We start from the raw sequence: 25101 nt of genomic DNA, 5'->3' as shown, positions 1-25101 counted from the left end.
AAATTATGTACGGATTTGAACAATCAAAAACAGCGCTCGGTTTAAACAATATTTTATCAATTATTGGCAATAAGTGTATTTCAGAACTTGGCCGGCAAAACATTTTAAACCTTGCTCCGCTCACTGAAAAAAACAAGCTGGTTGATAAATTAAAAAATGTTGAGGAAACCGGCCGGATTATAGAAAAAGAAGGACGTTTGCCTTTAGGGTCTTTCTTTGATATCAGGATTCTATTAAACAAAATTGAACCCCAAAACAGTTATCTGGAAACAAAAGAATGTCTTGAAATTCAAAATATTCTCGAAATTTGTCAGGAAATTAATACATTTTTTAAAATACAATCTTTGGCTGAAAGTCCGTTAAAACGCCTTACAAAAGATCTGTCCAATCAAAAAACATTATTAAGTCAGTTACAATTTACGATCGATCCCGCTGGTAATATTTTTGATAATGCCAGCAAAGAGTTAAAAACGATTCGTAAGAAAATTTACCAGCTTAGGGATGATGTCAACCGTAAGCTTGAGAATATTAGTTCAAAAAATTCTGAGCATTTACAGGAAGAATATGTAACGCTCCGAGATGGGCGTCTTGTGTTACCGGTCAGGGAATTCTCGGTTTCAAAAATATCTGGGATTGTACACGGGCAATCATCATCCGGTGCAACAAAATTTGTGGAACCAATGGCGGTTGTGCAAACCAACAATGAAATCCAGGAACTGCTCATTTCGGAAAAGCGGGAAGTAATAAAAATATTAACTCGTTTGTCCGTAATGATCCGCGAAGCTGGCGAAGAGTTGAGAAACGACTTGTCTGTTCTTGTTGAACTGGATAGCCTTCAGGCACGTGCCAGGTACGGATTACAGGTAGAAGCAGTTTTTCCTGAAATTGTTGATGACCATTATTGGCTGATAAACAATGGCCGGCATCCCGTTTTATTGGATCTGATAAAAAAGGAAACCGTTCCTTTAACGCTGGAAATTGGAGATCCATTTAATACGTTGGTTATATCCGGTCCTAACGCCGGCGGTAAAACGGTTGCGATGAAAACGGTTGGATTATTACAACTGATGCTTCAATGTTCAATACCTATTCCCGTGAGTGAAGGAAGCAAGTTTCCTATTTGTGATCGGATGTTTGTTTTGATTGGTGATAAACAATCCATAGAGAATGATTTAAGCACATTTTCATCACACATTACCGGGCTAAATGAGATTGTTGAAAATGTCAAAGAAAAATCCCTTGTTTTGATTGATGAAATTGGAATTGGAACAGAACCATCCGGTGGTGCTGCTTTGGCGATTGCAGTTTTGGAGCAACTGAACAGACCCGATGTTGTCTCCCTGGTTTCTACTCACCAAAATCAATTGAAACTATATGCTTCAGAAACCACCGGGGTCGAAAACGCCGCAATGCAATTTGATATTGAACATTTAAAGCCTCTTTTTATATTAGAAACGGGCATTCCCGGCAGCAGTTTTACCTTTGATATCTGCAAACGTTTCGGTATGTCCCAGGAGATTATTGACCGATCTCGGCAGCTTGAAGGTAACTCAAATCAGGATATGGCCAATCTGCTAAACGACATTTCGGAAAAGAGCAATTTTTATCAAAATGAAGTAAGGGAATTAAGTCTAAAACAAAGCAAGCTGGATGCATTGATAAAGTTGTATGAAAGTAATAGTACAGATCTGAAGAAAAATAAAAGAAAGCTTGAGAAAGAAGCCAAACAGCAGGCAAAAGATATAATTGAACACGCCAATAAAAAAATTGAGGCTACAATTCGTAGTATCAAAGAATCTTCTGCAGACAAAAATACTGTAAAAAATGCGCGGCGTGAGCTTAATAATTTTAAGACAAGTCTTGAGGAGCCTTCTGTTGATAATATCAAAAGTGATTTAACAATTGACCAGGTAAAAATCGGCCAAAAAGTTAGATCATTGGTTTACAATGTGGTTGGCAACATTAGCAAAATTTTTAAGAATAAAAATGCGATTGAGCTTGAACGGGAAGGCCTGAAGCTCACAGTGAATATTTCTGAAGTGGAACTGTTAAATAATGATGGGCAGGTAGTTGAAACTAAACCTGCTAAATCTGCAAGTACGGCCCATATTCCATCTACTGTTGCACACGAAGTTGATGTCCGTGGATGTGAAACACATGAAGCTTTGGAACGAGTTGATGCATATCTGGACAGCGCGGTACACAGCGAATGGAATGAAGTTACCATTATTCATGGCAAAGGCACCGGAGCTTTAAGAACAGCCGTTCAACAATTTTTAGCCAAGAATAAATCGATAAAAGAGTATCGTACCGGCCGCTATGGTGAAGGTGAAACCGGGGTTACCATTGTAAGCTTGAAATGAGTAGATTATGGAAACATGTCTGAATTGTGGGAAGAAATTTGAAGATTCTTTTTGCAATCACTGCGGCCAAAAGAAAATCACTGACAGAATCACGTTAAAATCAATCTATCTTGAATTCCTTCAAACAGTTTTCTTATTCGAATCCCATCTCTTTAGAACCGTTAAGGAACTGGTGATAAGTCCTGGAAACTATGTTAAAACTTATCTTAAAGGAAAACGCCGTCCTTTCATGGCCCCGATCCAGTTTTTTTTATTGCTGCTTACCCTTTATGTATTGGTTTTTAATTTATTTGGTGATAAATACTTCGAGTATATCACCCAAGTTACAAGGGTTGAAAATTCAGAAAAAATACAGAAATTTGACCTCAATATTCAAAATATTCAAACCCATGTAAAAAAGAATCTGGATATTTTTAATTTTATGATGCCCCCAATAATGGCATTATTCTTTTGGGCCCTTTTCAGAAAACAGGGTTTTAATTATGCAGAAAGTTTGGTTTTCTCATTTTACATCATTTCCATTGGATTTCTATTATCGATAATAATCATATTCTTTTCTTTGGTAGATATTAGGGTTGCCTTCCTAAAAAATATTTTGTTAATCATATATTTTTCATTCGCTATAATTCAGTTTTCTGGCATGAAAAAAACACCAGCCCTCTTCAAGAGTATTTTGACCATAATTTTTACCTATATGCTTTATGGTGTTGTTGTGGCTGGATTTACTATAATTTTTATTTTGCTTAAACCATAGATTTTCTCCATTGAGATTTATTCATAAATTGATGTTTACATCATTAGAACTAATTACATAGATTAGCCTCCCAGCTACTTATTAATCCGTAACGTACATTTTTATTTAATCCAAGGCCTGTCCATGTCTGAAAAACTATTTTTAATTGATGGCTCCGCATTGTATTACCGCAGCTATTTTGCTTTCATCCGAAATCCGCTTATTAACTCAAAAGGCGAAAATACATCTGCAACCTTTGGCTTCTTAAACACCATGATTAAGATTTTGGATGAAGAACGCCCGGAATATGTGGCCATCATTTTTGATACGAGTAAACCAACTTTCCGCCATGAAATTTATTCTGAGTACAAAGCCACCCGGGAGAAAATGCCCGATGATATGCGTGCCCAATATCCTCGAATGGTCGATACCTTAAAAAAATTAAATTTCATCCTAATTGATAAAGATGGTTATGAAGCGGATGATATAATCGGTATGCTCTCACATAAATATGGCAATAAGGACTTGGATGTTTTTATCGTTTCCGGTGATAAGGATATGGCCCAACTTGTAAATGATCATGTTTTCCTTTATGCCGTAGGTAAGGCAGGCGCGGCACCTGATATTATGAATGCTCAAAAGGTAATTGACAAATATGGTGTTAATCCAAGCCAGATTGTTGATTGGCTGGCTTTGATGGGTGATACATCAGATAATATTCCGGGTGTGCCAAAAGTGGGCGGTAAAACAGCCGCAAAATTATTAGGAGAATACGGCAGCATTCCTGGTATTTATGAAAATCTGGAAGGTATGAAGAAAAGTGCGTTGAAGGATAACCTTGCCAATAATAAGGAACAGGCTTTTATGTCGCAAAACCTTACAACCATTGATCTAAAAGTTCCGATGGATGTGATGTTGGATGATATAAAATTTAATGTTTGGGATATGGATGTTGTATCTAAGATTCTAAAGGAGTTGGAATTCCCCAGTTTGTTTAACCGCATGTTGGCCTTAACCGAAGCTGATTCTGATTTTATTCCAACAGACACTTCTCAATATGAAAAGGAAGCCGTCAATTATAAACTTGTTGATACAAAAGAGTCTTTTGATGGCTTTCTTAAAGAACTTAAAAGACAGAAAAAATTTGTTTTTGATTTGGAAACCGATTCGCTGGATAGTTTGACGGCAAATATTGCCGGGATCGCTTTTAGCTGGAAGGAACACCAAGGCTGGTATGTGCCAATCAACCATTTTGATATTAAGCTTTCTGAGAAAGAAATCCTAAGATCTTTAACTCCGGTTTTTACAAACCCCAAAATAAAAAAGTATGGCCAGAATCTGAAATATGATCATGCTGTTTTAAAGCAACATGGTGTAAATGTTCAAGGTATTTACTTTGATACAATGATTGCCTCCTATGTACTTGATCCTTCAAATCGGCAACATAATCTCGATAACCTGGCTGAAAAATATCTGGCTTATAAAATGATTCCGATTTCTGATTTAATTGGTAAAGGAAAAGATGAAAAGTTGATGACCGATTTGGCAGCAAATGAAGTTTTACCGTACGCTGCTGAAGACGCTGATATCAGTTTACGAGTTGCCAATATTCTGGAAGACAAATTAAAGGAACACGGTCTGGATGATTTGTTTTTTAACCTTGAAATGCCTTTGCTGGAAGTCCTGGAAATTACTGAAACGAATGGTATTAAGATTAATTTGGATTTACTTAGCAAACTGTCTGAAGATATTGCAAAAGAGCTGGCAAAGTTAGAAAAAGAGATATATGATTTTGCCGGTCAGGAATTTAATATCAGTTCGCCACAACAACTTGGTACAATTATGTTTGAAGAAAAGAAGATTCATGAAGAGCTGGATCTGAGAAAGCCAAAGAAAACAAAAACGGGGCAGTTCTCAACCTCAGAACAGACTTTGGAGCGCTTTTCTGAACATCCGGTGATTGATAAGATTTTAAATTTTAGAAAGTTGGCAAAACTTAAGAATACTTATGTAGATGCATTACCGGAAATGGTAAATTCCAAAACGGGTAAAATTCACACGTCATACAATCAAACAGTGGCTGCGACCGGACGGCTTTCCAGCATGAATCCCAATTTGCAGAATATCCCAATCCGAACCGAATTAGGTAAAGAAATCCGCCGGGCATTTATCCCCAGCAGGGAAGGCTACAGCATTTTGAGTGCGGATTATTCACAGATTGAATTGCGTGTTATGGCACACCTATCTGGCGATGAAACACTTATTAAGGGCTTTCAACAGGATAACACGGATATCCACGCAGTAACAGCGTCTCTAATTTTTGATATCAGCTTGGAAGAGGTTACAGCGGATCACAGACGAAAAGCCAAGGAAATCAATTTTGGCATAATGTATGGTATGAACAAATGGGGGCTTTCTAACCGGCTACATATATCACCGGACGAAGCTGAGTTGTTTATTGCCAACTATTTTGCGACATACCCGAACATCCAGTTGTTTATGCGTAAAGCGATAGAACAGGCCAATGAGCAAGGTTATGTTGAAACTATGATGAATCGCCGGCGATATCTTCCTGAAATTAAAAGCAAAAATCGTAATATCCGGGAATTTGCAGAGCGTATGGCTATTAACACTCCCATTCAGGGCTCTGCTGCTGATTTGATAAAAAAGGCGATGATCGACATGCAAAGATTTATAGATACGCAGGAAGACTGTCCGGCCTATATGTTGATGCAGGTGCATGATGAGTTGGTTTTTGAAGTGAAGGATAGCTACATAAAAGAATTCGCCGGGCATGTTGAAAGAATTATGGCCAACGCGATGCCGTTATCTGTGCCGGTCGTTGTAGAAAGTGCTTCAGGAGCAAATTGGTTGGAAGCACACGAATAACTCGGGTTTTCCTAAGATATCTCAATAGGTTTTTTGAGTATTTTCTCTATCTCATTTTGTGGCCAATTCTTCAGCTTGATGATTTTCGATATTTGCAAACCCTTCTGTTCGGATTGCCTTAAATACTTCATTTAATGTAACCATTTTTGTATTCTTCTTTGGTAGTATTTTTACTTTTGAAGATTTATCAAAATCTTTCAAACGCTTTGCTAAGTCGACAATCAAAACCGGTTTATCATTTAATATTACAGTCTCTGTATCAGTGATTGAAATAGTAATATCCACTATATTTGTTGTTGAAGTTTTTTCAACACATTGAATAGAAAACAGTCCAATAGCTAAAATAAGTAATAAGCTATATTGTCTTTTCTTCATGATTTTCTCCAGATAAATGAATATTTTATTGTTTATGTTATTTTCCTTACGATAATATATAAACCTAAAAAGGTCAAGAATTTTTATATCTTTTTTTGAATCCAACATTGGTTAAAAAAGGAGTTTGAAGCTACAAGTTATTAAGATTTCTGGTTGACCTCCGATAAATTCTAAATATATAGAAAAATATCTAGGACAGGCGAAATGGAAATACAAGGACGTATCCATAGTATTGCTGATTTACATTCTTCAAGTCAAACCCAGCATATCGAAACTCAAAACAATCAAAATCAATTATCCCCCGAAGAACAAGAAAAGGTTGCTGATTTAAAACAACGCGATCAGGAAGTACGACGCCATGAGCAAGCACACGTTAGTGCAGGTGGTGGCTTGACTAGCAGCCCGAAATATGAGTTTGAAACGGGTCCGGATGGCAGGCAATATGCTGTGGAAGGCTCTGTTGAAATTGATACCTCAAAAGAAGCTGATCCTGAAAAAACAGTAAAAAAAGCAAAGCAAATTCAGGAGGCTGCCTTAGCACCTGCAGATCCTTCAAGCGAAGACAGGTCAGTAGCTTCTAAAGCCCGTCAAATGGAACAGGATGCTCAAAGAGAAATCCAGGAGACAAAACAAAAAGAAAACCGCATTTACAACCAATCCGGTACAGGTGATAACTTAGCAGATATCCAATCTACAATTTCCCTAATCGCTTAAATCTTTTGATTTAATTTTCTGGCATGGAATAATTAAAATAGTTCAATTCAAATGAATATGCAGACTTCACTAATTGGATTGATTCCTCATCATAAAATTTGTTTATAGGAATAGTCTTTTTGCGGTAACCTGTTTTAAGTTTTGGAATTGTAGATGGTTCAAAAGGTAGCTCTAATTTCTTGCAAACATGGTTTATTCCTTCTTCAAGATTTTCATATTTGATAAAATAATCCATACAAATATTATCGCCGATAACATACCTGTCTCGATCCATAACCCGCCCACCATTTTTAAGCCAATTTCGGAACTGAAGAATTGTATCTTGATCTTCATTTTTTTCTTTATTAAAAAAGAAACCGGATAGAAGTTTATCAAACGGATTTCTGACAACACAGAATTTGAAATAATTATCCCAAATTGAGGCCCCGATTTTGTTCTTTATTTCTGCCGCCGATAAATGATTCCGCCATTCTTTGCTTGCTGCATTAGTACCACGAAAACCAATGATCCCGGTTGCGCTAATATATTCTTCTCTTCCATGTGAAAACTCCCATTCGCCTTCCGGCATACAAAATTTCTCAAAATAAGATTCAACAGATGTCCCCGCGGTTTTGGATGTCTTTGTATAAATGAACTTCTTTCTGTGGCTAATCAGCATGGGAAATTAAACTCCTTGTTATAACTTTTTTTTTGGATTAGCAGAAATACTCGTTCTTAATAGGTGGGTTTTTTAGTTTTTATTTCATTATTTAAAAAGCTCTTTTAGTTTGCTTTCTAAAGCTTTAGCACTAAAACTTTTGTCAATAATAATTCCTTCCGGATCTATTAAAAAAGTAGTGGGGTAGGCTTTAACATTATACAAATTTATAATTTCATGCGATTCATCCTGGAGAATTTGAGGCCAAAGAATATCTTCATCGCGAATATATTTATTTAAAGCCTCTAAATTATCCAGGGCTATTCCAAGCATTACAAAATTGTTGTTTTTATATTTGTCATATATTTCTTTTAACTTTGGAATTTCTTGGCGGCACGGGCCACACCAGGTTCCCCAAAAATCTAAAAAAACATATTTTCCTCTTAGATCATTTAGATTAACCCTTTCACCATTTATTGCGGTTGCTTCGAAGTTGATTGCCTTAAACCCAACCTGGCTTCCTCCTTTGACGTAAACATCGCTGTCTTTAATCAAAGTTAAATACTTTCCGTCCAAACTAACATTCGCAAATTTAAAATATTTAGCTCCAAGCTTTAGTAATTCCCCTAATCTAATGTTAGAACTTGTGTCGAACGGCCTTAGTCCTTGATTATTCTCTGTAATAAGTTTAAGAGTAGTGTATTTTCTATAAACAGCACGATCGTTTTGAATACCAACTTTATAACTTTCGCCATCTATTTTAAACTCAGCAATGCGGTGCTCAGCAATACCAATTGTTAATTCAACCGGCAAAGAATTTGATAATGAATCTGGAAGCATATATTGATTTACAGAATAATCGATATATAGCCATGTTTTAGATTTTTTAATTGATGATCCATCAAAATATTCAAATTCAACTTCAATCGGAACATCATCATTATATCGACCCCAGAATTTTTGCCCGGGTAATTTGGGAGGTAATATTAATTGGTAATCATCTCCTAAGTCGTAGTTATTATTTCTATCAACGTAAACAATTACATTGCCTTCTTTGTTTATACCGGCAGCTATTGCAACATTTACCTCAACAAAATTTTTTGTGTACTTGAGAGTATCCGGATCCCAATCCCATGATTTTTTTAAGTAATTGAACCGTTTATCTGAAATATTTCCTAGGTGATAATTTTGATAAGTGTGTTGTAAAAAGTCCATTTCTTCGGTGGCAAACATGAACCGATCCAAACTATCTGGAATATTTTTGATTTTGGGAATACATGAATACCAAATATTATCTTTTGCCAATGTTTTGAGTGAAGAAAAGCTAAGCCCCATTGGGCCAAAACCTTTAACTCTTTTTGTTTTAATGATGAGTGTGTCTAGAGTAGAGGCAAGTATAAAATTAAATAGGAAAACAAACAGTGCTAGTAGTTTGAATTTTTGCATTAAAGTTCTCAGATTAATTTTTGAAGTAGAAAATGTCTTACATTGTCCTAACTATAATAGTTATATCTCGAAAAATCAACTGATTAATTTCCCACCCTTATATCCACAATAAAAACTCTAGTAACCTGCCGTAATTGATGCTGTTTCCATGCAGGCATTAAACTGTGCTTCGCTTCTTTCGGACATGCAGTAAACAAGGTGTTCCGTTTTCATAAATTTGCCAATTTGTTCATCATCACCGGCGGAAATTGAATTTATTAACTGCTCTCGCATAAATCGGCTGAAAACGTCTTCAACTTTTCTGCGTTCAGGATTGTCTTTTAAATCTGAATCAAGACCGATATAATCAATTTTATATTCTGGGCCTAAAACCCAATCAAAGCAAAGTTTGCTGCGCTCCAAATGGAAATCGGAAGTGATTATTATGCACTCTTTTATATTGTTAGGAATCAAGCATTCCTGTTTAGAAAACCAGGCATTGCCAATGGTATCCAGAGATTTTTTCTCAAATAGGATTTTTGCAGCAAACTGGTTTTTAATAGTTTTAGAATTGGTCACAAAGTTTTGCAGTAAGTATTCTTTGCCAACTTCTGCTTCATTTTTTGGTCCGATGACGGAAGAATCAATGCCGACTCGTTTGGAGTAATTTCCTGTCGTGATAATAAAACCCACCTGGCCATCCAGATATAATTGCAGGGCTTTGCCCAGTCTGTCTTTTACCTGGTTTTCCGGCTCGTAGACACGTTTATGTTCAGGGTCTTTTGTAATTTTAATCCCGCCTCCCAAAACGATGGCAGCTTTTTTGTACTTTATTTTATTGATTCTCATATTATGATTCTTAGTTTTTTCCAACTTCCTACTTTTCCCGTCGGATATCTGCTCCAAGATTTTTTAATCTATCCACAATATTTTGATAACCCCTGTCAACGAGTTCGGCATTGGCAATTTCACTTTCTCCACGAGCTGATAGGGCAGCAATAACCAGCGCAATCCCTGCGCGAATATCCGGGCTACTTAAGTTTTGGCCACGAAGTTGTGTTGGACCCGAGACCAAAGCACGGTGCGGGTCGCATAAAGTAATATCCGCTCCCATGGCAATAAGTTTATCAACAAAAAACATTCGCGATTCAAACATCCAATCATGGCAAAGTGTTGTGCCTTCTGCCTGGGTTGCTAAAACTATCATCGGGCTCATCAGATCGGTTGGGAAGTTGGGCCATAATCCAACCTGTATTTTTTTCCCGGGGCTTTTTAACGGATTGGGTTTTACTGTCATACTTTTTTGGTCTGCCAAAAAATCAAGTTCAATGCCCATTTTATTGAACAAAAAACCGGTCATTTGCATGTGTTCCGGTTCAATATTATTTAAAGTTAAAACGCTATTTGTGCTTGCTGCCAAAATCGCAAAAGTTCCTGTTTCAATATAATCTGATGAAATACGATGCCTGACTCCTTTTAACTTTTTTACTCCCTGGATTTCCATCCGGTTAGATCCAATGCCATTTATAGAGACACCCATTTTTTGCAGCATCTTTGCCAAATCAGCAACATGCGGTTCACAAGCAGCATTTTCTATAATAGTTTTATTTGGAGATGTTGATGCAGCAAGCATTGCATTTTCCGTTGCAGTAACAGATGTTTCGTGTAAAAAAGTTGTGCTATCTTTTTGCTCAATTCTTTTACCAAAGTATGCATGTTCGCCAATTTCTATTTCCATGCCAAGATCTGTTAATGCCTCAAAATGTGGAGCAATGTGGCGTCGGCCAATCACACATCCTCCCGGTGGGGCAATTGATGCTTTCCCGGTTTTGGCCAGCAAGGCGCCTAAAAATAAAATCGATGCACGTAATTTCTGCACAAGTTCCGGGTTGGGGTGCGGATTTGAGGCAGTTCCGCTGATTTTATAAACTGAAGAATCTATTTGCTCAACATTTTTTCCGATATCCATGGCTATATCAAATATGGCTTGTACATCACGAATATCGGGTACATTTTCAAGAATGCAATCTTCATCGGTTAAGATGGTTGCTGCAATAATTGGTAAAGCAGCGTTTTTATTTCCGGCAACGGTTATTTCACCGGATAGTTTTTTACCGCCATTAATAACAAATTTTGACATAGTATTCCTATTTATATATTTCCATAGAGGCGCAATTAATCGTGCCTCTACCTAATGTGTTATCTGTTCTAAATTAATCGCGCCTCAACCAAATATAATTAGTTACGATCAACCACATTTTTATAATTAAAAGTCCCCGATAAATTCAATCTCAGGAATGAGTTTTAGTCCAATTTGTGACTCTGCTTTTTCTAAAATCATATTGTATAAAAAATAAACATCGTCTGAGCTGGCTAACCCTGTGTTTTCAATAAATGCCGCATGTTTTGCTGAAATAGTTGCTCCACCTTTTTGCATTCCTTTTAATCCTAAAACTTTATCTATTAAATAACCGATTGAGGATGTTGGCAGATTGAACTTTTCTTGCTCCATTTCTGTCAGGTTTCGAAAAACACACCCAACAGATTTTTGCGGTTGCAAAGATTTTCGCCGGGCCCAGTTTGTTGAGAGATCTTTGGCTTGATCAACATCACCCATAAACAAATTTAATTCAGCTTCAAGAATAATCTCATTTGTCTCGTGCAAAATGCTCCAGTCATAATCAAATTTAAAATATTCACGGTCAACCTGTTTTAGTTGCCTGCCATCAAACAATAGAGCAGAGTGGACAAAATCACCAAAAAAGTAATTGCCTCCGTGGATGTTCATGTAAATTGCGCCGCCAATGCTTGCGGGAATTCCGGAAAACCATTGCAACCCGGTAATTTTGTTTTGAAATAAAGTTTTAATAAATGGAATAAGCCGCATTCCTGAAGAAGTTTTTATTCTTATTTGGTCAGCCTTCTCGTCTGAATACTCCAATCCATCAGTTGAATAAAACTGGTCGCCAACCGTTGTAAGACGCGCTTTCGTTTTTGGACGTTTTTCATCAAACAGATCGTTTTTTAACACCGACCATTCAGAAAACCTATTGATGATTATTACTCCTCGATATCCTGAATCTGAAATTAAAACATTGCTCCCTCCACCCAGAATTTTTACTGGTATTTTAAATTCAGAGCATGTTTTGATTGTCTCGGTTATTTGCTGAATTGAAGAAGCAACCATTACAAAATCTGCCGGCCCGCCAATATTAAATGTGGTAAATTCTTTTAAAGGATAATTGGTTAGAAGGTCTTTATTAATTTCAAATAATCTGCTTTTTAATTTGTTGTCCATAGTGCACTTTTTTTATATCTGGGGTTTTGGATTGAATTAATTGTGTTAATTCAGAATATTTTTAATACACAAAATCCCTTTTTAAAGCTATTAATTTGGTACATCAACACAGTTTGACGCGCTCCAAAATAAAACTAATCGTCATCAGATCTGTAAGTTTTCAGATCCTCTAAATAATCTTTATTAAGTTTTTGTTTCTCTTTGTTCAGCTTTGCCAATTCAAATGTGTAATGCATGGCCGATTCTTCAGAGTCATCCATTTTTATATGTTGCTGTATATCGCGTTCTTGTTTTTCAAGGCTCCATTTTTTTAACTGAAAAATACACCCAACCGCATGTTTCATTTCATTGCTTAATGGATTTATGGTTAAGCGTGTTAAAATCAAATGCTGGTTTTTGTTCAATTCCTGATTTTCAAAAAGCTTCTGTACATCAACTGAGCCGTGCTCTTCAATATCGTGTATGATGTGATCATACAAACCAGAATAATCTTCATTTTCAAAAAGGTTAATGGAAACATGCTCAATTACATAGTTTTGGGTATCTGCCCCGGCGTTTAGCAGTAGTTCCAAAAGTCCCTCTTCTGCCTTGTGCGCACCTCGCTTTATCGATTGTTTTTCTTCCGGGATTTCATCAGTCGGCTCATCCGTTTTTTGCCTACCTTTATTAAAGCGGGCCTGTCGTTGTTTTAAACGATTTACTTCTGTAACAAGCATTGCTTCGCTTACCTGCATTCTGTCTGCTAAGTGGTGAATGTAGAGCCCGGCTTTGCTGGCGCTTTTAAATGAAACGAGCTCACCTAAAACCTGAGAAATAAAATTGTCTTTTTCTTCAAGCGAGGGATTAGGATTTAATTTTACATAATTATTCAGCTGAAATTCTATTGGTAAAGTTTTTTGTTTTAGCAGCTCATGAAATTTTTTTAGACCATGTTGCAAAACAAAATCATCCGGATCTTCGCCTTCGGGCATCGGTACAATGTAGGCATTTAATTCCTGGTTTTCTATGATCTGTGCATTGCGGATTGCGGCTTTTATCCCAGCAGCGTCACCATCGTAGGCGATATAAATATTTTTGGAGTAGCGTGCCATTAAGCGGGCTTGTTGGTCCGTAAGCGCCGTTCCACTACTGGCCACAACATTTTTTTGACCAGCTTCAACCAATCTTAAAAGATCAAAATATCCCTCTACTAAAATAATAAAATCTTGTTCACGGATACTTTGAATTGCATGATGCAGGCCGTAAAGGGTCAAACCTTTTTTATATATTTCACTCTCGGGAGAGTTTAAATATTTTGGCTGCTGCTCTTCATTTAACTTGCGTCCGCCAAATCCAATTATTTTTCCGGCAATATTAAAAAACGGAAACATCATACGATGCCGAAATTTTACATAGAATTCTTCACTATTTTGTTTTTTCTGTATCAGACCCAATTCTTCAGCAAGTTTCAGGTTTGCAGAATTCTCTTTGAAATATTTCAATAGTAAATCAAACGAATCCGGAGCATAGGAAAGCCTGAATTTTTTAATGGTTTTTTCAGATAGTTTTCGACCTAAAAAATATTCCAGCCGGGCTTTGTTTTGCGGGAGATGTAATTGATTTTCAAAAAAAGTACAGGTAAGGTGATTGATATCGTACAGGGCCTGGGTACGACTTATTTGTTCCGGACTTTTTTGCTCGGGTTTGGGTAAAACGATTCCTGCAAAGTCGGCGGCTTTAGTAATAGCATCAACAAAAGGCAGCTTTTCATAATCCATGATAAAGCTGAACAGATTGCCACCTTTGCCACACCCAAAACAATGGTAAAATTGTTTCTCCGGACTTACCACAAAAGAGGGTGTTTTTTCATGATGAAAAGGGCATAATCCTTTAAAGTTGCGTCCTTCTTTTTTCAGATTTATAAACTGCGTAATGTAGTGAACAATATTGATTGACGAACGGACTTCTTCTATTTTTTCTTGCGGGATTTTGTACATTTAAAGCGTTGCCTATTGTTGACTTAAAATAGCTGGTTGTCTAACTTCAACTCTAAAAACAAATGCCTGATACTCGATACCGGACGCTGGAAAATAGAGGTTTGAAGACACTCATTTAATTATAAGAGTCAAATTTCAATTTTCAATTTTTATTAGTTACAATATTATCCAGAATCAAGAGTCCTGTATCCAAAAGCAAGTATCAAGTCTCAAAATAAGGAGTAATATAAAAAAGATGGACGAAGGAATGAACCAAAAAAAAGATAAACAGATAAATATTGAACTTGGAGAAAAAGAGGCAGAAGGAACTTACAGCAATCTGGTCTTAATCAGTCATTCTCCTGCAGAATTTGTATTCGATTTTATTCGTGTGGTACCCGGCAGACCAAAAGCTAAAGTTTACTCCCGCATCATTATGGCACCTCAGCATGCCAAATCCCTTTTAGGCGCATTGCAGGATAATCTTGTTAAATATGAAAAACAATTCGGCGAGATAAAGTTACTTGGCGGACCGCCTCAAACTCCTCAGGGACCACAGTTTAAAAACTAAAAACATCACCATTATGAACCGAAAAGAAAATCTGGACTCAGTTCTCGAGAAAATTTCCCGGGCGGCTAATCGTTGTGGGAGAAATCCTCTGGAAATAAAACTGCTGGCTGTTAGCAAAGTTTTTCCTGTTGAAGATATTTTGGATGTATATAATCTCGGAATTCGAAGTTTTGGTGAAAGCAGAGCCCAGGAGTTAAGAGACAAAGCGCCTCAAATGCCCGAAAACATTGAATGGCATTTTATCGGTCCATTACAAATTAACAAAATAAAGTATGTTGTGCCCAATGCCGGGTTGATTCATGCCGTGGATTCACTTAAACTTGCGCAGGCTATAGCATCGTTTGGCGCCCGCAAAGAAATCGTGCCAAAAATTCTTGTTGAAATTAATACTAGTGATGAAGAAGCAAAACATGGGTTTAGCCAAAACAAGGCAATTGAAGCAGCACTTGAAATTAATGAGATAGAAAACTTGGATGTTCAAGGATTAATGACCATGGCAGCCAGAACAGAAGATCAAAAAGAAATACGTAGTTCATTTGCCAAACTAAAAAAAATTCAATTAGCTTTACAAAATCAATCGGAAAATTCTTTTAATGAGCTTTCGATGGGAATGTCTGGCGATTTTGAAATTGCAATTGAAGAAGGAAGCACGATTGTCCGTGTAGGAACAGGGATTTTTGGCCCCAGAAGGAGGCAGTAGTGAAATTAACACCGGTTGAGATAAAGAATCAGGAATTTAAAAAGACAATGCGCGGCTATGATACCGTAGAAGTGGACACTTTTATAGAGCTTGTTGCCGACAAATATCAACAACTGCTGGAAGAGAATGAGAAAATTGTAAAGCAAAATCTGGTTCTCGAAACTGAAATGGCAAATTTTAAAGATGTTGAAAAAACTTTAAAACAAACTTTAAAAAATGTCCAGGAAAACTCACAGATTTCAAAAGAGAATTCTGCTAAAGAGGCCAATTTGATCAAAAAAGAGGCTGAACTTGCTTCTGCTCAAATGTTGGAAAAAACAAGATTAAAAGTGCATCAGATGCGCGAAGAGCTTGTAAATCTGCAAAACCAGAAACACAGTTTAATTTCAAGATTGAAACATTTGCTTTCATCTCAAATGGAATTGCTGGAAGTTTTGGAAATAGATGATGTTGATTTGAAAAAGATTAAAAAACGGACAGTTCCTGCTGCTGCAGAGAGTGCTAAGCCGGTTGTACAAAAGAGGGAGCCGTTGAAAATGGACCCTAAAGTGGTAGAAAAACAAAAGCCGCAAAGTCCAGAAATCAAAGAAAACAAAGAAAAAACTCATGGTAAAGACCTATTTAACGATATCTTTGGAGAAAACCTGGATGTCGATGATTTTAATAAATAAGGAGTACTAAATGAGTTTGACCAAATTATCTGTTTCATTACTTATCTTTTCTTTGATAATGATTAGCTGTTCTGCCCAACAGGCTTTAATTACCGAAAAGCCTTATTCCCAGGCTTCGGTTGTTGTTCACTTAAAAAATGGTGAGCGAAAAGAGGGCATAGTTTTAAAAAGAGTTGGCAATGATCTGGTATATATCGATGCAAAATCTCACAAAAAAGAAAAAATTGATTACGCTCAAATTCGGAAACTAACCAAGGCAGATGTTGTTTATGACTTTGAAGCCAACCCAATCCCAAATTATGTTATTAAAGAAGAAAAAGGAAAGGGCAACACTTTGCTATACGGCTCTGGCGGGTTGGTTTTAGGCGCCGCTGTAGGGACTGGGGTTTCTGTAGCAATAATCTCGGCTAAAAGTGGTGATGTTGAACCATTTGTCAGTTTATCTCCTATTATTCTTGGCGCAATTTGCGGGGCATGGTATTTTGGAATGCTTGGTTCCGATTATGATTATGAAGATGCTGTTTTTAAAGTTAGGAAAAAACGCGCTGAAGCCAGCAAAGGCAAAAGAGACCGTGAGATTGAATTGGAAAAAGCAAAATTAGAAGAGCAAAAAAAGAAAAAAGAAGAACTATTAAAGAAGATCGATAAGAAAAAAAAGAAATAGATGAGTTTTGATTTAGACACCTACCGAAACAAAATTGCAGAAACAAAACGCTTTCTTAAAGAGCATCTGAAAACGTCTCCACAAGTTGGAATAATTTTAGGGTCCGGTCTCGGAGGTTTAGTTCAGGAAATTGATATAATCCAGGAGTTGAACTACGAGGATATTCCAAATTTTCCTGTGTCAACTGTTGAAAGCCACGATGGAAAACTAATTTTAGGTACTCTTAGCGGAAAAACAGTTTTGGCCATGCAGGGACGCTTTCATATATACGAAGGCTATTCCATGCAGGAAATAGTTTTTCCTATCCGTTTAATGCATGATCTGGGTATCAAAACTTTGATTATTTCTAACGCTGCCGGCGGTATGAATCCACAATTTAGTACCGGTGATATTATGGTAATCGAGGATCATATAAATCTTTTTGGTGATAATCCGCTGATAGGCCCGAACCTGGAAGAATATGGCCCGCGGTTTCCGGATATGTCTGAACCATATTCTAAAAAGCTAATCGCCATGGCAGAAAAAACAGCTCTTGAAAAAAAGATTGTTTTGCAAAAAGGCGTTTATGTGGCAGTTACAGGGCCAAATTTAGAAACAAGAGCAGAATATAGATTTCTGAGAACTATTGGAGCGGATGTTGTAGGTATGTCCACAATTCCCGAAAATATTGCCGCTGTGCATATGGGGATGGATGTATTGGCTTTTTCAGTTATTACCGATGAATGTTTTCCTGATGCTTTAAAAGCCGTTAACGTAGAAGAAATATTAGCAACAGCAAGAAGTGCAGAGCCCAAGCTTACCTTGATTATGAAAGAAGTTATCGGGCTGATATAAAACATTTTGAGCGATGCCATCACTTTCTTAAATTACCGAATTATTGTAAAATATTTCAGTAAGTGATGGCATCTTATTGTTTATGGACATGTCATTGACTTCTAAAAAAATATCAAATAGCAAAACTCAAAGAACAAACAAAAAGATAAATCTGAAATTTCAAACCAATATGTACATCGTACTTTGGATATTGTATTTTTAGTTTTGAGAATTATTTGTTTTTTGAATTTTGTCTTTTGTTCTTTTTATGAAATAGACACTTTTAACTAATATAGCAGGTTACGCAAAATGTTTCGCGAAGTATCTAATAAGTTAAGTTTAGCTGATCTTGAAAAGAAAATTTTAAAGAGCTGGCAAGAGAATAAAATATTTGAAAAAAGCCTGGAGCTTAGCAAAAATAAACCTCCGTATATTTTCTACGAAGGTCCGCCAACTGCAAATGGACGTCCCGGTATCCATCATGTTATGGCACGGACAATTAAAGATGTTGTTTGCCGTTATAAAGCAATGAAGGGTTTTCATGTTCCTCGTAAAGCCGGTTGGGATACGCATGGGCTGCCTGTTGAGATTGCTGTTGAAAAAGAGCTTGGCTTAACCCAGAAAAACCAGATTGAAGAATTTGGTATCGATAAATTTAACAATGCTTGCCGCGAGCTTGTAAATAAACACATCGATATGGATGACGGTTGGAGAACACTTACCGACAGAATGGGCTATTGGCTCGATCTGGATCATCCTTATATTACATACAAAAATGAATATATTGAATCTGTTTGGTGGGCCATTAAAGAAATCTATGAAAAAGGATTGGTATATAAAGGTTTTAAAATTGTACCGCAGTCACCAACAATTGAAACGCCGCTTAGTTCACATGAGCTTTCATTGGGGTACAAGGATGTAAAAGATCCGAATTGTTTTATTAAACTTAAAATTTTAGAAACAAAAAATCCGGAATTTGAAAACGCACAATTGATGGTTTGGACTACAACACCCTGGACACTAATCTCCAATGTTGCCGTAGCTGTTGGCGAAGAAATTGAATATGTTCTTGTGCATAATAAAAGACGGGTTAAATCCGGTGATAAAAAAATTGATAAAGAAGATAAACTGATTCTTGCAAAAGAGCGGCTTACAGTTCTGGATGGTGATTATGAAATATTGAAAACATTTCCTGGTCGGGATATCGTTGGAGCCGTTTATGAGCAGATTTTTGACTTTTGTAAAATTGATCGTGACAAGCAACCGAATGCATTAACTGTTCTGCCTGCAGATTTTGTTTCAACATCTGATGGTACAGGAATTGTGCATATGGCACCTGCATTTGGTGCAGATGATTATGAAATGTCCCGATTATTCGATTTACCGTTTTTACAACCTGTAACCCCCGGGGGACGATTTACTGAAGGTATTGGCGAGTTCTCCAACAGGCCGGTTAAAACATTTACTTATGGTGATGGACATACGGAGCAGGGCGTTGATAAAGATGTACTGTATTCTTTAAAACAAATGGATAAACTTTATCGCTCTACAACGGACTATTTACATAGTTATCCGCATTGCTGGCGAACAGAGAATCCTATTATTTATTATGCACGTTCATCCTGGTTTGTAAAATCTCCTGAATATAAAGATAAAATGTACAGCCTGAACAAAGAGATAAACTGGCAGCCTCCTGAAATTGGTGCAGGCCGTTTTGGAAATTGGCTTAAGGAAGCCAAGGAATGGTCTCTATCGCGTGATCGTTTTTGGGGGTCTCCATTACCAATTTGGGTTTCTGAGGATGGAGAAGACCATTTTGCGATCGGTTCGATTGAAGAGTTAAAGCAAGGTACATTTGTTAAAGAAGATGGTTCACATGTTCCGGTAAGTGAAATGGCCGATGAGATTGATCTGCACAGGCCATTTGTCGATAAAGTTATTTTTGAAAAGGAAGGAAAAGTATACCGGCGAACTCCGGAGATTGTTGATGTCTGGTTCGATTCAGGCTCGATGCCGTTTGCACAATTGCATTATCCTTTTGAAAACAAAGAACTTTTTGAGAAAAGTTTTCCGGCAGATTTTATCGCTGAAGGGGTTGATCAGACCCGTGGCTGGTTTTATACTTTGCACAATATTTCCACTGTTTTGTTTGGAAAACCGGCATTTAAAAATATTATAGTAAACGATCTTATTCTGGATAAACAGGGCCAAAAGATGAGCAAATCTAAAGGCAATGTTGTTTTTCCAAATGAGATGATGGATAAGTATGGCGCTGATGCGTTGCGTTGGTATTTTATGTCGGCCAGCCCGCCGTGGATTCCCAAGAAGTTTGATCCTGAAGGTGTTGCAGAAGTTCAGAGAAAATTTTTAAACACTTTGTTAAATACGTATTCATTCTTTGTACTTTACGCCAATATAGATCAATTTAATCCAGAGGATAAATTTATCCCCGTGGAGAATCGAGCAGAGATTGATCGCTGGATTCTTTCCAAATTATATTCTGTAACAAAAAAAGCAACAGCTTATTTGGATGAATATGACCTGACTAAGTCGGCTCGAATAATTTCTGATTATATGATCGATGACGTCTCAAATTGGTATGTCCGCCGCAATCGCCGGAGATTCTGGAAATCTGAATCTGGCAGTGATAAAATGGCCGCTTACCAAACTTTGTACGAAGTTTTGGTTACGGTGACAAAATTAATCGCTCCGTTTGCTCCATTTTTAAGTGATGAAATTTTTATGAACCTTAATAAGGATGATTCCGTAAAAAGTGTTCATCATGTTGATTACCCTGTTGTAGATTCAAAAAAAGAAAATCTGATAGATACTAATCTTGAAGAAAAAATGGCATTGGCCCAGGTTATTGTTTCAAATGCCCGTGCTTTGCGAAATGAAGCACAAATCAGGGTTAGACAGCCACTTGGCGAGTTGGCAATTTTCAGCTCAAATGATTCTGATTATAAATATGTTGAAGAGATGCAATCTATCATTACAGAAGAGCTGAATGTAAAGACAATTAAGCTGGTTAAAGAAAAAGAGGATATTGTTTCCTTACAAGCAAAACCTAATTTTAAACAATTGGGCGCCAGAGCCGGTAAAATGATGGGTAAACTTTCTGCCATTATAAAAGGCTTTTCACCAAGTGATGTTGGAGACTATATGAAAAAAGGTGAGTTGAGCGTGTTTATCGATGGTCATGAATTTTTGCTTCAGGAAAATGACGTTGAGATTATTGCCCAACCAAAAGAAGGTTTTGTAGCACAAAAAGACAAATCACTGATAATTGCTTTAAACACTGAGTTAAGCGAAGAATTATTAACTGAGGGATTTGCGAGGGAATTTGTAAACCGCATACAAAACTTAAGAAAAGAAGCGGGATTTGAAGTAATTGACCATATAATTATTGAAGTTGAAAAAACTGATGACGATATTCTTGAAAAACTAAATAATCAAAAAGAGTATATTTGTAACGAAACATTGGCAGATGAGCTAAAATTTGATAAATTAACATCACCTTTAAAACAAGAAATTGTTATAGATGATATAACAATGAAAATAGGTTTATTTAAGGTAAGCTAAACTGAAGGAGAAGAACATGGCAAAAATGAGCAAAAAGGATTTAGAATTCTTTAAAGAGCTGCTTTTAAAAAAGAAGAAAAAAGCCCAAAAGAACCTTGAATACCTGAAATCTACCGTCCTGGATTCTACAACAAAAGAAGCATCAGGTGATCATTCGTCTTATTCTTATCACATGGCGGACCAGGGCACAGATGCGATGGAACGTGAGAAATCGTTTATGTTTGCTGCGCGCGATGAAAAATTTATTAAGCAGATAGATGAGGCCTTGGAACGCATTGAAAATGAGACTTATGGTATTTGCAGGGTTACAGGTAATTTAATCCAGAAAGAAAGATTAATTGCTGTTCCTACTACAACTATTAGCGTGGATGCAAAAAAAGCGGACAAGAAATAAATGTTAGGAATGAAAAAGAATTTTACAATTTTTCACACAATAACAATCATTCTAACTCTTTTAGGTCTGGATCAGCTAACAAAGTACATAACAAAAACAAATATGATGCTTGGTGAGTCAATCCATATTATTGACAATTTTTTCAGACTTACCTATGTAGAAAATCCTGGTATGGCATTTGGCTTACGAATTGAGAATACAACCCTTTTTATGGGACTTTCTCTAATTGCAGCAGGCCTTGTATTCTATTATTTGTATATTTTAAGAAACGAAGTATGGCAGCTTCAGTTTGCCATTGCAATGATTGCATCCGGGGCTATTGGAAACCTTTCTGATCGATTTATTCGCGGTAGTGTAGTTGATTTTCTTGATTTTGAATTTTTTGATGTTGCAATCCCCGCATTTAATTTTTTAGGTTTCGAATTTTCCGGATATTATATGACCCGATGGCCCGTTTTTAATGTCGCGGATATGGCTGTTTCTGGCGGCATGATTTTGATATTTGGATATATTCTTTTAAAAGGGGATCCTTTGAACAAAAGTGTGAAAGAACCCACAGAAACTACTCCACATGCCGGATAAAAAAACAATAATAATTGGCAGTTCCGGAAATCAACAACGTTTAGATACATATCTCGCTTCAATTTTTCCAGATAAAACACGTTCTTATTTTACCCGGCATATAAAATCGGGTAATGTGTTGGTTAACAATCAAAAGGTGAAACCGGGTTATCTTTTGCAAATTGATGATCAGGTTGAAATGGATTTGATTGAGCCTGTTACAAACTTGGAAGCAGCAGATATCGATCTTGATATAATTTTTGAAGACAAAGATATAATTGTCATCAATAAACCTGCCGGTCTAACTGTTCATCCGGGAAAAGGAACCGCGGGTGATACGCTGGTGAATGCTCTACTTAATCACACTCAGCAACTTGCACTTAAGGGAGAAAGTGACCGACCGGGGATTGTCCACAGACTCGATAAATTTACATCGGGATTGTTGGTTGTTGCCAAAAACGATAAAGCGCATCTTGGACTGAGAAAACAGTTTGATACAAAAACCATAAAAAGAACTTATTGGTCTTTAATTTGGGGAATGCCAAAAGAAAACTCAGGAACAGTCCACACTTTTATAGATCGCAGCCGTAAAGATCCAACCAAAATGGCTGTTACCAAAACGGGGCGTGAAGCAATAACTCATTGGCAGCTACGCAAAGACTTCCGTTATTTTTCTTTGTTACAGCTTAATTTGGAAACCGGACGGACACACCAGATTAGATTGCATATGAATTGGCTGGGATGTCCTGTTGTGGGAGATAGTGATTATAATGGGCGCGATTCTCAGCTTGCCAGGTTACCTGCAAATTTACGAAAACGCGGCCAACATCTTTTATTAATGGTTCCAAATCAGTTTCTGCATGCAAAGGAATTATCGTTTATACATCCTACTTCAAATGAAACAGTTGTTTTTAAAAGTGCCCTGCCTTCAAACCTGCAAGAAGCGTTAAATAAGCTACCGGATTTATTTTTATTGGAAGACTAAATTTGTTGAAGGAAAAGAGTCCTCTAATCCTTTAAGGTCACTCATTCTGTTAATGATATGTAGATATAGCTGCTCAATGCCGCCACTGAAATCCCAAGCATAATACTGGAATAATTATCGAATTGCTTTGACCTGTCGTAGTAATTATTGATTTTCGATAAGTTTGATGCCGATCGGTAATTTTTATAATTATCATCTGCCTGACGTTTTAAATAAAAAGATAGCCAATTTGCGGCTATTGCAGATATTAACAAACCAGATTTCAATTTGGTTCGCTTCATTATTGGTGGTTGATAGCCATTTTCCGGATAGGAGGTTAACTTTGGTTTTTTTTGAATTAATTTGTTTTTAACTATTGATTTATCGGTACTTAAAACAAAAACAACTGTATCATATGGAATAACCTGAAGTGTATCTTCAATAAACAGGGCAGGCCAGCTGTAAGAAATTTGGGGCCTTGCATTGAACTTATAGGAACCTGCAGAAAGTTCATTAATAGTTCCAGACTGAATCAATGAATCATTAATTTCAATAACCCAGGTTTCATTTGCTTCAAAACGTACAAATCCAGGATCATTTTGGGCAAAAAGACCTGATGCAAAAAAGATAAATAGCAAACACAACTTATTCATCAATTTCTCCATTTGTGGAATACACTTCCAGGTAGTCCGGGCCATAAGCAAGATAGATTTTGTTATCGTAAAAAACAGGCTGAATTCTTGGACGCCCATCGAGGTTAAGCATTTGAATTATTTCGCCGTTCAATTTATTTATTCTATAAAACTTGCGTGATTCTGTTCCCACAAGCAGTTCCTTTGTACCCAATAAAGGTGTTGACGAAAATGGTCCGTTCAGTTGAATCCGCCATTTTTCTTGCAGGGTGGCTTTATCAAGTGAAACTAACTTTCCATCTGCAAGGGCAATATAAATATTTTCATTATCGATAACCGGAGATTGATATTGTTCTACATTGGCCTCGAAGCGCTTAATAATTTCACCATCATGTCTACTTATTTTAACAATTGATCCGCTGTATGTAGCGATATATACAAATTCCTTGGTAAGCACGGGTGAAGCATAAACCGCATCATTTAGGCTATTTGACCAGTTTAAAAACCCGCTCTCAATATCATAGCTGTTAATTTTACCATTTTGCCCAGCAGCTACTAGAGTATTCCCAAACTTTGAAAGATTGTTTTTAATGGCATCATTTAGTTCTACCTGCCAGGCGATGGTTCCATCCAAAAGATTATAGGCCAGGATTTGCCCATTAAGCGTTGCATGAATTACATGATTATTTGTAAGAACCGGTGAACTTTGAGAAAACTTCCCATTAATTGTCCATTTGGTTTCGGCTGATGTTATGTCGTATGCAATGAGCCCATATTCACCTTTGCTGATTGCCAGAAATAGTGTTTTTCCTTGAATGGAAGGTGCAGATAAAATACCATCAGCAATAGATATTTTTCTTTGGTCGTCAAAATCGTTTAGTGAAACAAAATAAAGATAGCCGTTATGAGTTGTAAAAATTAACTCTCCGGAATATTTCAAAAAAGATGAAAAGGGCAGACCTAAAATATCTTCATTAGAAATTAACTTTAGAGAATCTTTGATAATAAAATCTTGAAAACCGGTTCTTGAAAAGTTTTGGTTAGCCGTAATAATTGGATTTTCAGGTGATATAAAGTTTTGTATCATCGGTTTTTGGCATGAGAAAGTAAACGCAAATATAAATCCCCAAAGGAGTATTTTTTTTAACATATTTTTCCTG

At 36.7% G+C, this 25101-nt stretch carries 22 protein-coding genes; 13 read left to right on the top strand and 9 right to left on the bottom strand.

Annotation, left to right across the window (positions count from 1 at the left end; all coding sequences use genetic code 11):
- Positions 1-5: 5 nt before the first annotated feature.
- From HND50_03435 to polA, 3 genes are all read left to right on the top strand, one after another.
- Positions 6-2363 (top strand): endonuclease MutS2, encoded by a 2358-nt coding sequence (locus HND50_03435; protein ID NOG44253.1) that lies wholly within the window; start codon positions 6-8, stop codon positions 2361-2363.
- Positions 2364-2370: 7 nt separating this feature from the next.
- The gene (locus HND50_03430) at positions 2371-3117 is read left to right on the top strand and encodes a DUF3667 domain-containing protein (protein NOG44252.1); all 747 of its coding nucleotides are present in this window, start codon (positions 2371-2373) and stop codon (positions 3115-3117) included.
- A 123-nt stretch (positions 3118-3240) separates the two neighbouring features.
- On the top strand, positions 3241-5985 hold the full coding sequence (gene polA / locus HND50_03425) for a DNA polymerase I (GenBank protein ID NOG44251.1): 2745 nt from the start codon (positions 3241-3243) through the stop codon (positions 5983-5985).
- 51 nt (positions 5986-6036) lie between these two features.
- On the opposite strand, the gene HND50_03420 is transcribed toward polA, so the two are convergent.
- Positions 6037-6360 (bottom strand): hypothetical protein, encoded by a 324-nt coding sequence (locus HND50_03420; protein NOG44250.1) that lies wholly within the window; start codon positions 6358-6360, stop codon positions 6037-6039.
- A gap of 204 nt (positions 6361-6564) precedes the next feature.
- On the opposite strand from HND50_03420, the gene HND50_03415 reads away from it, so the two are divergent.
- Positions 6565-7074: a hypothetical protein gene (locus HND50_03415; GenBank protein NOG44249.1), complete on the top strand. Its 510-nt coding sequence runs from the start codon at positions 6565-6567 to the stop codon at positions 7072-7074.
- Positions 7075-7084: 10 nt separating this feature from the next.
- Here the strand turns inward: HND50_03415 and HND50_03410 are convergent, their stop codons facing one another.
- The 6 genes from HND50_03410 to HND50_03385 form a co-directional block, all read right to left on the bottom strand.
- Positions 7085-7732: a sulfotransferase family 2 domain-containing protein gene (locus HND50_03410; protein ID NOG44248.1), complete on the bottom strand. Its 648-nt coding sequence runs from the start codon at positions 7730-7732 to the stop codon at positions 7085-7087.
- An 87-nt stretch (positions 7733-7819) separates the two neighbouring features.
- A complete protein-coding gene (locus HND50_03405; protein ID NOG44247.1) occupies positions 7820-9157 on the bottom strand; it encodes a TlpA family protein disulfide reductase in 1338 nt (445 codons plus the stop codon).
- A gap of 117 nt (positions 9158-9274) precedes the next feature.
- Entirely contained in the window at positions 9275-9985 is a 711-nt protein-coding gene (locus tag HND50_03400; GenBank protein ID NOG44246.1) for a YdcF family protein, read from the bottom strand.
- A gap of 28 nt (positions 9986-10013) precedes the next feature.
- Positions 10014-11276 (bottom strand): UDP-N-acetylglucosamine 1-carboxyvinyltransferase, encoded by a 1263-nt coding sequence (gene murA, locus HND50_03395; GenBank protein NOG44245.1) that lies wholly within the window; start codon positions 11274-11276, stop codon positions 10014-10016.
- Between the two features lie 126 nt (positions 11277-11402).
- Positions 11403-12434 (bottom strand): FAD-binding protein, encoded by a 1032-nt coding sequence (locus tag HND50_03390; GenBank protein NOG44244.1) that lies wholly within the window; start codon positions 12432-12434, stop codon positions 11403-11405.
- Positions 12435-12568: 134 nt separating this feature from the next.
- A complete protein-coding gene (locus HND50_03385; protein ID NOG44243.1) occupies positions 12569-14410 on the bottom strand; it encodes a DNA primase in 1842 nt (613 codons plus the stop codon).
- Between the two features lie 235 nt (positions 14411-14645).
- On the opposite strand from HND50_03385, the gene HND50_03380 reads away from it, so the two are divergent.
- The 9 genes from HND50_03380 to HND50_03340 all read left to right on the top strand — a co-directional run bounded on the left by HND50_03380 (position 14646) and on the right by HND50_03340 (position 23330).
- Positions 14646-14960, top strand: coding sequence for a DUF3467 domain-containing protein (locus HND50_03380; GenBank protein NOG44242.1), 315 nt, complete (start codon positions 14646-14648; stop codon positions 14958-14960).
- A gap of 13 nt (positions 14961-14973) precedes the next feature.
- Positions 14974-15660: a YggS family pyridoxal phosphate-dependent enzyme gene (locus tag HND50_03375; protein NOG44241.1), complete on the top strand. Its 687-nt coding sequence runs from the start codon at positions 14974-14976 to the stop codon at positions 15658-15660.
- On the top strand, positions 15660-16331 hold the full coding sequence (locus tag HND50_03370; GenBank protein NOG44240.1) for a DivIVA domain-containing protein: 672 nt from the start codon (positions 15660-15662) through the stop codon (positions 16329-16331). The genes HND50_03375 and HND50_03370 overlap by 1 nt, the downstream gene beginning before the upstream one ends.
- Positions 16332-16341: 10 nt before the next feature.
- On the top strand, positions 16342-16995 hold the full coding sequence (locus tag HND50_03365) for a hypothetical protein (protein NOG44239.1): 654 nt from the start codon (positions 16342-16344) through the stop codon (positions 16993-16995).
- A complete protein-coding gene (locus HND50_03360; protein NOG44238.1) occupies positions 16996-17829 on the top strand; it encodes a purine-nucleoside phosphorylase in 834 nt (277 codons plus the stop codon). It begins immediately after the preceding gene.
- Positions 17830-18117: 288 nt separating this feature from the next.
- Entirely contained in the window at positions 18118-21390 is a 3273-nt protein-coding gene (locus HND50_03355) for an isoleucine--tRNA ligase (GenBank protein NOG44237.1), read from the top strand.
- Positions 21391-21415: 25 nt separating this feature from the next.
- The gene (locus tag HND50_03350; protein ID NOG44236.1) at positions 21416-21784 is read left to right on the top strand and encodes a TraR/DksA family transcriptional regulator; all 369 of its coding nucleotides are present in this window, start codon (positions 21416-21418) and stop codon (positions 21782-21784) included.
- 9 nt (positions 21785-21793) lie between these two features.
- On the top strand, positions 21794-22366 hold the full coding sequence (lspA, locus tag HND50_03345) for a signal peptidase II (GenBank protein ID NOG44235.1): 573 nt from the start codon (positions 21794-21796) through the stop codon (positions 22364-22366).
- A complete protein-coding gene (locus HND50_03340) occupies positions 22356-23330 on the top strand; it encodes an RluA family pseudouridine synthase (GenBank protein NOG44234.1) in 975 nt (324 codons plus the stop codon). The genes lspA and HND50_03340 overlap by 11 nt, the downstream gene beginning before the upstream one ends.
- A 41-nt stretch (positions 23331-23371) precedes the next feature.
- Here HND50_03340 and HND50_03335 read toward each other — a convergent pair whose 3' ends face one another.
- Together HND50_03335 and HND50_03330 are read right to left on the bottom strand one after the other, a co-directional pair.
- The gene (locus HND50_03335) at positions 23372-23962 is read right to left on the bottom strand and encodes a hypothetical protein (GenBank protein NOG44233.1); all 591 of its coding nucleotides are present in this window, start codon (positions 23960-23962) and stop codon (positions 23372-23374) included.
- Positions 23955-25091, bottom strand: a complete 1137-nt coding sequence (locus HND50_03330) for a PQQ-binding-like beta-propeller repeat protein (protein ID NOG44232.1) — start codon at positions 25089-25091, stop codon at positions 23955-23957. The genes HND50_03335 and HND50_03330 overlap by 8 nt, the downstream gene beginning before the upstream one ends.
- Positions 25092-25101: the final 10 nt, after the last annotated feature.

Source organism: Calditrichota bacterium (genome assembly GCA_013112635.1).
Taxonomy (GTDB): Bacteria; Calditrichota; Calditrichia; order Calditrichales; family J004; genus JABFGF01.
This window is presented reverse-complemented; position numbering and strand designations above follow the sequence as displayed.

What these genes read in the sequence shown, in the direction of transcription:
- HND50_03385 (NOG44243.1), bottom strand. Translation starts at nt 14,410, where the DNA reads ATGTACAAAATCCCGCAAGAAAAAATAGAAGAAGTCCGTTCGTCAATC.
- HND50_03330 (NOG44232.1), bottom strand. Translation starts at nt 25,091, where the DNA reads ATGTTAAAAAAAATACTCCTTTGGGGATTTATATTTGCGTTTACTTTC.
- HND50_03355 (NOG44237.1), top strand. Translation starts at nt 18,118, where the DNA reads ATGTTTCGCGAAGTATCTAATAAGTTAAGTTTAGCTGATCTTGAAAAG.
- HND50_03360 (NOG44238.1), top strand. Translation starts at nt 16,996, where the DNA reads ATGAGTTTTGATTTAGACACCTACCGAAACAAAATTGCAGAAACAAAA.
- murA (NOG44245.1), bottom strand. Translation starts at nt 11,276, where the DNA reads ATGTCAAAATTTGTTATTAATGGCGGTAAAAAACTATCCGGTGAAATA.
- HND50_03400 (NOG44246.1), bottom strand. Translation starts at nt 9,985, where the DNA reads ATGAGAATCAATAAAATAAAGTACAAAAAAGCTGCCATCGTTTTGGGA.
- lspA (NOG44235.1), top strand. Translation starts at nt 21,794, where the DNA reads ATGAAAAAGAATTTTACAATTTTTCACACAATAACAATCATTCTAACT.
- HND50_03405 (NOG44247.1), bottom strand. Translation starts at nt 9,157, where the DNA reads ATGCAAAAATTCAAACTACTAGCACTGTTTGTTTTCCTATTTAATTTT.
- HND50_03375 (NOG44241.1), top strand. Translation starts at nt 14,974, where the DNA reads ATGAACCGAAAAGAAAATCTGGACTCAGTTCTCGAGAAAATTTCCCGG.
- HND50_03390 (NOG44244.1), bottom strand. Translation starts at nt 12,434, where the DNA reads ATGGACAACAAATTAAAAAGCAGATTATTTGAAATTAATAAAGACCTT.
- HND50_03335 (NOG44233.1), bottom strand. Translation starts at nt 23,962, where the DNA reads ATGAATAAGTTGTGTTTGCTATTTATCTTTTTTGCATCAGGTCTTTTT.
- HND50_03350 (NOG44236.1), top strand. Translation starts at nt 21,416, where the DNA reads ATGAGCAAAAAGGATTTAGAATTCTTTAAAGAGCTGCTTTTAAAAAAG.
- HND50_03420 (NOG44250.1), bottom strand. Translation starts at nt 6,360, where the DNA reads ATGAAGAAAAGACAATATAGCTTATTACTTATTTTAGCTATTGGACTG.
- HND50_03435 (NOG44253.1), top strand. Translation starts at nt 6, where the DNA reads ATGTACGGATTTGAACAATCAAAAACAGCGCTCGGTTTAAACAATATT.
- polA (NOG44251.1), top strand. Translation starts at nt 3,241, where the DNA reads ATGTCTGAAAAACTATTTTTAATTGATGGCTCCGCATTGTATTACCGC.
- HND50_03410 (NOG44248.1), bottom strand. Translation starts at nt 7,732, where the DNA reads ATGCTGATTAGCCACAGAAAGAAGTTCATTTATACAAAGACATCCAAA.
- HND50_03340 (NOG44234.1), top strand. Translation starts at nt 22,356, where the DNA reads ATGCCGGATAAAAAAACAATAATAATTGGCAGTTCCGGAAATCAACAA.
- HND50_03415 (NOG44249.1), top strand. Translation starts at nt 6,565, where the DNA reads ATGGAAATACAAGGACGTATCCATAGTATTGCTGATTTACATTCTTCA.
- HND50_03365 (NOG44239.1), top strand. Translation starts at nt 16,342, where the DNA reads ATGAGTTTGACCAAATTATCTGTTTCATTACTTATCTTTTCTTTGATA.
- HND50_03380 (NOG44242.1), top strand. Translation starts at nt 14,646, where the DNA reads ATGGACGAAGGAATGAACCAAAAAAAAGATAAACAGATAAATATTGAA.
- HND50_03430 (NOG44252.1), top strand. Translation starts at nt 2,371, where the DNA reads ATGGAAACATGTCTGAATTGTGGGAAGAAATTTGAAGATTCTTTTTGC.